The sequence below is a fragment of the Stenotrophomonas testudinis genome, from assembly GCF_024499815.1.
Taxonomy (GTDB): Bacteria; Pseudomonadota; Gammaproteobacteria; order Xanthomonadales; family Xanthomonadaceae; genus Stenotrophomonas.
Map to the genome: position 1 here is coordinate 1 of NZ_JAMOKY010000065.1, position 8,967 is coordinate 8,967.

An 8,967-nucleotide genomic window follows, 5' to 3' on the forward strand; every position below is an offset into this window, starting at 1 on the left:
GCGCACACGGAAACGGCGGGCCTCGGCCCGCCGTTTTTTGTTTGTTGTAGAGCCGAGCCCATGCTCGGCTGAGGCCGCGACGCGGAAAAGCAGCCGAGCGTGGGCTCGGCTCTACCAAGCGATTACGCCGGCACGAACCACCACGCCACCGCCGCCAGCAGGGCCGGCACCGCCTGGATGAAGAAGATCCGCTTGTTCACGCTCCAAGCGCCATAGCAGCCGGCCACGATCACGCAGCCCAGCGAGAAGTTCACCAGCATCGGCAGGTGATCGAACAGGCCCCAGAACAGGCCCGCGGCGAGGAAGCCGTTGTACAGGCCCTGATTGGCCGCCAGCACGCGGGTGATCTCGGCCTTCTCCGGCGTGTTGCGGAACGTCTTCAGGCCCAGCGGGCGGGTCCACAGGAACATCTCCAGCACCAGGAAGTAGACGTGCAGCAGTGCGACCAGCAGGGTCAGGGCGAGTGCGATCCAGTACATGACGGATTTCCTTGGATGGGTTGACGGGATGATGGGGTCGGAGTTTTCTCCTTGGGAAAGGGATCCGACCCTGCGCGGCTCAGCGGTCGCGCGGGAGCTTCTTCTCTTCGCGCAGCACGCCGAACGCGGCCAGCGTCATGCACGCGGCCACCAGCATGCCGCCGGCGAACACCACATGCGAGCCGAACAGCGACAGCCCCTTGTGCACCCAGGTGAAGCTCAGGTCGGCGCCGCGGTAGACCACGGTGTCGATGGCCGCGCCGGCCTTGTAGCGCCACTGGCGGTCCACGCGGGTGTAGATGGTCTCGCGGGCCGGCTTGAACAGCGAGAACTCGCTGGCCCGGGTCAGCACCTGCACCACCGCCACCATCATCGGCAGCGGCGAGGCGGCCAGCACCGAGAAGCCGAGCAGGATCGCGAAGGCCGGAATCAGCAGCGCCGGCGCGATGCCGTGGCGCGACAGCAGCCAGCGGGTCAGGCTGAGCTGCAGCAGCAGGGTCAGCGCGTTCACCGCCAGGTCGATGCGCGAGAAGAACGCCGTGCTGGCCGCCGGGTCGCTGAAGGCCGCCCGCACGATGCTGGCCTGCTGGTTGTACAGCATCGTGCCCACGCCCACGCCGAACACCACCAGGATCGCCAGCCAGCGCAGCAGCGGCTCGCGCACGATCAGCTTGAGGCCATCGAGCACGCTGCCGCCCATCGGCTTCTCGCCGGACACCAGCTGCTGCTCGCGCTCGCGCAGCACCGCCCAATGCCGCAGCCGCCAGATGCAGAACAGGCAGACCACCAGGAAGCCGGCCGAGACCAGCATCAGGTTGGCGATGCCCACGCGCTGCACCAGTGCGCTGGTGAGGACCGGGCCGAGGAAGGCACCGACCGTGCCGGCCGCGCCGATGTAGCCGTAGTACCTGCGTGCCTGCACGTTGCTGAAGACATCGGCCATGAAGCTCCAGAACACGGCCACCGCGAACAGGTTGAAGACCATCACCCAGAGGAAGAAGGCCATGCCCCGCCCCGGCACGCCGCTGTCGAACAGCACGTAGAACACCAGCAGGGTGGCGATGAAGAAGCCATACACCACCGGCAGGAACACCCGCCGCGGGAAGCGGCTGACCAGCCAGCCATAGACCGGCTGCAGCACCAGCATGATCAGGAACACACAGGTGAACAGGAACTGCAGGACGAAGTCCTTCAGGGCGATGCCATGGCTGGCGAACCAGCCGATCAGCAGCGGCGGGAACACCGTCTCCAGATCGGAGGAGGCCGCCATCGCCTCGCGCACCGGGCGCAGCACGTAGTAGCCGCTGAGCAGGCAGAAGAAATACAGGAACGACCACCACAGCGCCGGCGATTCGCGCAGCGCGACCACAAGCCCACGCAGCGGCCCCTTGCCCGCGGCCGCGCTCACGCGGTGGCCCCGGCCGGGACGCGGCAGTTGGATGGCGGCATGACAGGCTCCGGGGGCAGTGAAGCGCGTACGTTAGACAATGCACTGCAACATCGCCAGCAGACCGTGCGCGAAGCCCGCAGGCGGGCTCATGCGGAGGCTGTCCGCGGGCGCGTGCAGACCCCGTCGCCGGGCGTCAAAAATCCAACTTTTTCAATCAGATGCGCATTCATCTTCGCTTTGTTTGTGCACAGGCGAAAAGCGGCGCTAGAATCACAAGCAGCAGTCGCGCACGGGTCCAACCGATGAAAATGAACAACCTGCGTCGCCCGGTCCGGGCGGCGACCACCGGTTTGCTGGGCATGCTGATGCCCGTGGCCTTGTCCACCACCGCGCAGACACCGCCGGCCCTGCCGCCGATGCCGACCAACATCGAAACCGCCGCGGGTCCGGGCGTCGCCCACACCCAGCCGGCGGCCTACCGCACCGGGCTGGTGCCACAGGTGCAGCTGCCTGCCGCCGGCTTCAACGTCGCCCATATTGAATCGATGGCGCAGCAGCTCACCTATGGCGAGCGCGTGCCGGGCATGGCCGTGGCCATCGTGCAGGGTGGCCGCGTGCTCAGCGCGCGCGGCTACGGCGTCACCGACGTCAACAATCCGCTGCCGGTCGACGCGCACACCGTGTTCCGCTTGGCGTCGCTGTCCAAGGCCTTCGCCGGCACCATGGCCGGCCTGCTGGTCAACGACGGCACGCTGCGCTGGGACAGCAAGGTGACCGACTACGTGCCGGGCTTCCGCCTCAACTCGCCCGAAGCCACCGACCGCCTGACCGTGGCCGATGTGCTCAGCCACCGCGTCGGCCTGCCCTACAACGCCTACGACCGCGACATTGAAGGCAATGCCGAGTACTACTCGCTGACCCAGAAGCTGGCCAACACCAGCCTCAAGTGCCTGCCGGGCGACTGCTACGCCTACCAGAACGTGGCCTTCAGCCTGATCGGCGACGTGGTCTATGCCGCCTCGGGCAGCTTCTACGAGCAATCGGTCGAGCGCCGCATCTTCAAGCCGCTGGGCATGAACGATGCCAGCCTCGGCCTGGCCGGCATCCAGGCCAGCTCGCGCTGGGCGCGTCCGCATGTGCGCAGCCGCAACGGCTGGGTGTCGCTGACGCCGAAGCCGACCTACTACCGTGTTGCTCCGGCTGCCGGCGTCAACGCCAGTGCCAGCGACATGGCGCAGTGGCTGCTGGCCCACACCGGCCATCGCCCCGACGTGCTGCCGGCGCCGCTGCTGGCCACCCTGCATTCGAGCCTGATCAATACCCCGGGCGAGATGCGCTCCGGCTGGCGCCGTGAGCGCCTGCATTCGGCCGGCTACGCGCTGGGCTGGCGCACCTTCGATTACGCCGGCCACGACGTGGTCTTCCATGCCGGTGCGGTGCAGGGTTACCGCGGCCTGGTCGCGCTGGTGCCCGAACGTGACCTCGGCATCGCCATTCTCTGGAACGGCGAAAGCGGCCTGCCCAGCGGCCTGCTGCCGACCGTGCTCGATTCGGCGCTGGGCCTGCCGGCGCAGCGCTGGCTGGACGTGGACACCGATTTCGGCAGCGACAGCCTGATGGCCGAAGGCGCGACCCCGGCGCAGCAGGACAAGCGCAAGGGCAAGGGCGCCTCGGGCAACCGCGCGGTGGCCTCGCCGCGCTGAGCGCGGCAGCCTGCCGGTGATCGCTAGAGTCGACTGTCAGCCGACTCTACAGGGGCGCGTGAAGCCGTCGAGCATGGCTCGACGCTACAAACGCAGGCTCAGTGCGCGAAGTAGTGCATGCCGCCATCCACCGGGATCACCGCGCCGGTGATGTAGCCCGCCAGCGGCGACGCCAGGAACGCCACCAGCGGCGCGACCTCCTCCGGTTCGCCGAAGCGCCCGATCGGAATGTTGCGGTCGATGAACGCGCGTCGGCTTTCCTCGGTGGGATGCAACCGGCCCAGGATCTGCGCGCTGTTGATCCGCCCCGGTGCGATCGTGTTGACCGTCACGCCCTGCGCCGCCACCTCCGATGACAGGCCCTTGCTCCACAGGTGCAGCGCGGCCTTCGCCGCCGTCGCGGCATTCACCGCACGCGGCTCCATCGAGCCGCTGAAGTTGATCACCCGCCCCCAGCCCTGCGCCTGCATGCCGCGCAACAGCGCCTGGGTCAGCCTTCGCGACGCGGAGAAGTTCAGCGCCATCGCCTCCTCCCATACGTCGTCAGCGGCGTCGACAGACGTCGGCCGCGAGCCCCCCGCGGCATTGACCAGGATGTCGACGCGCTGCAGCGCGTCCTGCGCCCCGGCGGCGATGCGCGCCAGCTGGGCGGCGTCGGTGAGGTCACCCGGCAGGATCAGCGGCGCGGCTGCACCGCTGGCTGCGATCTCCGCCGCCAGCGACTGCAGCGGCTGCAACCGTCGCGCGTTGATCGCGATGCGTACGCCAAGCGCCGCCAGCTGTCGCGCAACCGCGGCGCCAATGCCGCTGCCCGCGCCGGTCACCAGTGCGGTACGTCCTGCAAGACTCAGATCCATGCTGTTCTCCGTTGTGCTTGGCCGGCTCATCCGGCCCGTGCAGCGCATGCTCGTTGATGACCCCTGATTGATAAACTCCGCGCAGGTTTCAGCATTCAAAACCCGGAGTGTCAGATGAACTTGCTGGAGAGCATGCAGGTCTACGTGCTGATCGTGGACAAGGGCAGCCTCAGCGCTGCAGCCGCAGCGATGGACATCTCGGCGACCATGGCCGGCAAGCACCTGCGTGCACTGGAAGCGCGCCTGGGCATGCAGCTGCTGAGCCGCACCACGCGCCGCCAGCACATGACGCCGTTCGGCGAGGACTACTACGCCCGCTGCCGGGACATCCTGCGGCTGGTGGAAGAGACCGATGCGCAAGCCGCCCACCAGCAGATGGCGCCGGCCGGCACGCTGCGCATCAGCGCGCCGGTGATCTTCGGCACGCACGCGCTGGTGCCGGCCCTGGCCGAGTACATGCAGCGCCATCCGCAGGTGCGGGTGGAGGTGAGCCTGAGCGACCGCGTGGTCGACCTGGCCGAAGAAGGTTTCGAAGCCGCGCTGCGCATCGGCACCCTGGCTGACAGCGATGCACGGGTGGCACGCCCACTGACGCCCTACCGGTTGATGATGTGTGCCGCGCCGGCCTACCTCGCCCGCCACGGCACACCGCGTACGCTCGCCGAACTGGCGTCGCACCAGTGCCTGTCGTTCGAGCCCCGCGCGCTGGCGCAGTGGCTGCAGGACGAGGCTGGCGGCCTCGAGCGTATCGCCGCTGCGCGCCTGCAGATCAACAACGGCGAAGCGCTGCGTGCGGCGGCGCTGCATGGACTGGGCATCGTGCTGCAGTCGGCCCTGCTGCTGGCCGCGGACGTGGCCGCCGGGCGGCTGGTACAGCTGTTCCCGCAGCACGGCCAGGCCGGTCGGCCGATGCACGTGGTGTACGCGCACGATCGCTACCGCTCCACCCGCCTGCGCAGCTTCCTCGATTTCCTGGTGGAGCGGTTCCCGCCGGTACCGCACGGGTAACGTCGACCACGACCGCCCATAAAAAAACCCCCTCCCCGCTGGGCAGCCAGGGAAGGGGGTTTCAGGGTACGGCTATCGGGAAGTACTTAGATCAGCGGCGCCGGGGTTGCCGGCAGAGCGACCGGAGCGGCCTTCTTCTTGCGGGCGGCCGGCTTGCGCTTGGCAACCTTCTTGGCAGCCTTCTTCGGGGCAGCCTTCTTGGTGGCCCTCTTCGCAGTGGCCTTCTTGGCAGTCTTCTTCACTGCCTTCTTGGCAACCTTCTTTACGGCCTTCTTCGCGGTCTTCTTTGCCGGCTTCTTGGCGACCTTCTTCGCCGCCTTCTTCACTGCCTTCTTGGCGGTAGCCTTCTTGGCGACCTTCTTGACGGCCTTCTTCGCGGTCTTCTTTGCCGGCTTCTTGGCGACCTTCTTCGCCGCCTTCTTCACTGCCTTCTTCGCAGTGGTCTTCTTGGCGACCTTCTTGGCGACCTTCTTCACGGCCTTCTTGGCGGTCGCCTTCTTCGCGACCTTCTTCACTGCCTTCTTGGCAGCGGCCTTCTTAGCGACCTTCTTCACCGCTTTCTTGGCGGCGGGCTTTTTCTTCGCAGCTTTCTTGGTTGCCATGGGATGGCTCCTCGTCAGTGATAGGGAGTTGAAACGCCCAGGTGGATCAAACCCGCGGTTGCTGCGTGCGGGGACCGCCGGCGCGTCAAGCGCGCCGTTACGGATGCGGCAATGCCCGCCTCGATCGGCGGAGCGGGCATCGGAACAGGAGATGCCTTGCGTTTCTCCGGGGGAAGCGGGGCCATGTCCACCGTCGGCAGGATCGCGGTGGTCTTGAAGGGGCTGCTTCGCATCGGACGATTGATTCTGCGCACTCGGTTTGGCAGGCAAGGTCTGCTGAGGCGAAACCTAATCACGGTTTTTTTTACTGTCAACAACCCCCGCGAAAAAATTTCACATCCGCGTCCATCCGAACGCCGCCGGCACCGCCACCACACGGCACCTTCCTGGCCCTGCATCGCGCATCGCCAACGTCACGCGCAGCAACACGTGATCGCATCTGCTGAATAAAAAACGCTTGAAATAAGCACTCTGCGTTGATAAGCGACAACAGATGCCGCGCCATGCACCACGTCGTCCGGCACACACCATCGCGCGCGCCCGCCGCACCACAACGGGTCTGCAACGGGGAGTAAAAGTTTTCACATCGGAACACGCAAACGCGGGACGGAAACGCGGATTTGCGCAAAACTGCGCACGCCTGATCGCGCCGTTCGATGCCGCCTGATGCCACGCCGAAGGTGTGCCGCGAACCCGACGGCATGAGTCGACGACGGAGGCCGGAACGAAAACGGCCACCCGAAGGTGGCCGTTCTGGAAGCAGGAAGCGAGGACTCAGTGGTCTTCGTTTTCCAGGGCTTCGGCGTACGCGTCCGGATCCAGCAGCTCGTTGAGCTCGTCGGCGTTGGTCAGCTCGACCACGTACATCCAGCCTTCGCCGTAGGCATCTTCGTTGATGGTTTCCGGCTTGTCCGACAGCGCCGAGTTGACCTCGACGATCGTGCCGCTGACCGGGCTGTAGACGTCCGAGGCGGCCTTGACCGACTCGACGACGGCGATCTGCTCGCCCGCCTTGGCTTCGGCGCCGACTTCGGGCAGCTCGACGTAGACCAGGTCACCCAGCAGGCCCTGGGCATGGTCGGAAATACCGACGGTGACGCGGCCATTGCCTTCGACGCGGGCCCACTCGTGGGACTTGAGGAACTTGAGGTCGCCGGGGATCTCGCTCATGGGAACTGCTCCAGGTTTTGCAGGGGGTGGAAAAAACGGGGCTAGTGTAACCAACCGACCGCCACTGCTGTCAGTGACGGCCGGCACGTTCGGATCAGGCGTCGGCGAGCACGCCGGGCTGTGCCTGGCCTTCGCGGACGAACGGGAACTTGACCACGCGCACCGGCACCTGCCGGCCGCGGATATCGACGGTGACCTGGCCGAGTTCGCCCGCCGGCACGCGAGCGAACGCGATGCCCTTGGCCAGGCTCGGCGAGAAGGTGCCGGACAGGATTTCGCCCTGGCCGCCGGCGGTGGTCACCGCCTGGCCGTGGCGCAGCACGCCCTTCTCGTCCATCACCAGGCCGATCATCTGGCGCGCGTTGCCGGCGGCCTTCTGCGCCTCCAGCACGTCGCGACCGATGAAGTCGCGGCCCTCGTCCAGCGACACGGTCCAGGCCAGCGCCGCTTCGTACGGGCTGATCGCTTCATCCATGTCCTGGCCATACAGGTTCATGCCGGCTTCCAGGCGCAGGGTGTCGCGCGCGCCGAGGCCGGCCGGCTTCACGCCTGCCGCCAGCAGGCGGTTCCAGAAGGCGACCACGGCGTCCTGCGGCAGCAGGATCTCGAAGCCGTCTTCGCCGGTGTAGCCGGTGCGGGCGACGAACAGTTCAACACCGTCGTCCGCCTTGACCTGCAGGGCAGCGAAGCGGCCGAGCTTGGCCAGCGCGTCACGGTCGCTGCCGCCGACCAGGCCGACGACGCTGTCGCGCGCCTGCGGGCCCTGCACGGCGAGGATGGCCAGGTCCGGGCGCTGCTCGACGCTGACGCCGAACGGTGCCGCCTGTTCGCGCAGCCAGGCCAGGTCCTTTTCGCGGGTGGAGGCGTTGACGACCATGCGGAAGAAGTCATCGGCCAGGTAGTACACGATCAGGTCGTCGATGACGCCGCCGGCCGGATTCAGCATGCACGAGTACAGCGCCTTGCCCGGCACCTTCAGCTTGTCGACGGAGTTGGCCAGCAGTCGGCGCAGGAACGGCTTGACCTGCTCGCCGCGCAGGTCGACCACGGTCATGTGGCTGACGTCGAAGACGCCGGCTTCGCGGCGCACCAGATGATGTTCGTCCAGCTGCGAGCCGTAGTGGATGGGCATGTCCCAACCCCCGAAATCGACCATCTTGGCGCCGAGGGCGCGGTGGGTATCGTTGAGCAGTGTCTTCTGGGTCATGACCGGTCCGGCAGCAGGATAAACAAGAGCGTCCATTATCCCAGATCGGTCGGCGGCAGGCGTGCCGCAGCGCAGCGGGGGTTGTTGGGTTGTAGCTGGCCTGCGGCCGGCGCCGCTGTTTCTACAGCCAGGGCATGGAGCGCAGAGCCTGGGTTTGTCGGCTCTGGGTTTTCTGGGTCTGGGTGGGGCGGTGTGACCGCGCGGGGGACGCCGTAAACCCGTCCTTGGGGGCTTGGCCGCGGCATCCATGCCGCGGACACCCCCGCGCGGCCACACCGCCCCACCCCTGCCAGGTTCCGTGGTGACGGATGGCAAGTGCCAGAGCAGAGCAAGAGCAGATGTGGATGTCGATACATATATAGAGAGGGGTCGGATCCCTTTCCTGCGGAAAGGGATCCGATCCCGCGAGCGCAGCGACCGGTTTTTGCTTTCGCTTTTTATTTCTTTTCCGTGGGCTGGACGCGCACGGAAACTGTCGGGGGGGGGGGGGGGGGGGGGGGGGGGGGGGGGGGGGGGGGGGGGGGGGGGGGGGGGGGGGGGGGGGGGGGGGG

9 protein-coding genes are annotated in these 8,967 nt (G+C 67.1%); 3 read left to right on the forward strand and 6 right to left on the reverse strand.

The genetic code is table 11. The features are described 5' to 3' along the window. Positions 1–122: 122 nt before the first annotated feature. Positions 123–479 carry a DUF1304 domain-containing protein gene (locus NQ204_RS19230; protein WP_079222835.1) on the reverse strand — a complete coding sequence of 119 codons (357 nt, stop codon included), beginning with the start codon at positions 477–479 and terminating at the stop codon, positions 123–125. Between the two features lie 79 nt (positions 480–558). Continuing rightward, the gene (locus NQ204_RS19235; RefSeq protein ID WP_116864698.1) at positions 559–1,887 is read right to left on the reverse strand and encodes an NTP/NDP exchange transporter; all 1,329 of its coding nucleotides are present in this window, start codon (positions 1,885–1,887) and stop codon (positions 559–561) included. Positions 1,888–2,171: 284 nt separating this feature from the next. Between NQ204_RS19235 and NQ204_RS19240 the strand changes: the two genes are divergently transcribed. Next, positions 2,172–3,572 carry a serine hydrolase domain-containing protein gene (locus NQ204_RS19240; RefSeq protein WP_116864699.1) on the forward strand — a complete coding sequence of 467 codons (1,401 nt, stop codon included), beginning with the start codon at positions 2,172–2,174 and terminating at the stop codon, positions 3,570–3,572. 98 nt (positions 3,573–3,670) lie between these two features. Here NQ204_RS19240 and NQ204_RS19245 read toward each other — a convergent pair whose 3' ends face one another. Further along, positions 3,671–4,429, reverse strand: a complete 759-nt coding sequence (locus tag NQ204_RS19245; RefSeq protein WP_116864700.1) for an SDR family oxidoreductase — start codon at positions 4,427–4,429, stop codon at positions 3,671–3,673. Between the two features lie 114 nt (positions 4,430–4,543). Here NQ204_RS19245 and NQ204_RS19250 point away from each other — a divergent pair, with 114 nt between their 5' ends. Next, entirely contained in the window at positions 4,544–5,437 is an 894-nt protein-coding gene (locus tag NQ204_RS19250) for a LysR substrate-binding domain-containing protein (RefSeq protein WP_116864701.1), read from the forward strand. Between the two features lie 86 nt (positions 5,438–5,523). On the opposite strand, the gene NQ204_RS19255 is transcribed toward NQ204_RS19250, so the two are convergent. Continuing rightward, positions 5,524–6,039 (reverse strand): hypothetical protein, encoded by a 516-nt coding sequence (locus NQ204_RS19255; protein WP_256644674.1) that lies wholly within the window; start codon positions 6,037–6,039, stop codon positions 5,524–5,526. A 111-nt stretch (positions 6,040–6,150) separates the two neighbouring features. Between NQ204_RS19255 and NQ204_RS19260 the strand changes: the two genes are divergently transcribed. Then, positions 6,151–6,489 carry a hypothetical protein gene (locus NQ204_RS19260; protein ID WP_133249437.1) on the forward strand — a complete coding sequence of 113 codons (339 nt, stop codon included), beginning with the start codon at positions 6,151–6,153 and terminating at the stop codon, positions 6,487–6,489. Positions 6,490–6,813: 324 nt separating this feature from the next. On the opposite strand, the gene gcvH is transcribed toward NQ204_RS19260, so the two are convergent. After that, the gene (gene gcvH / locus NQ204_RS19265; RefSeq protein WP_108769674.1) at positions 6,814–7,209 is read right to left on the reverse strand and encodes a glycine cleavage system protein GcvH; all 396 of its coding nucleotides are present in this window, start codon (positions 7,207–7,209) and stop codon (positions 6,814–6,816) included. Positions 7,210–7,303: 94 nt separating this feature from the next. Next, on the reverse strand, positions 7,304–8,416 hold the full coding sequence (gcvT, locus tag NQ204_RS19270) for a glycine cleavage system aminomethyltransferase GcvT (RefSeq protein WP_116864703.1): 1,113 nt from the start codon (positions 8,414–8,416) through the stop codon (positions 7,304–7,306). Positions 8,417–8,967: the final 551 nt, after the last annotated feature.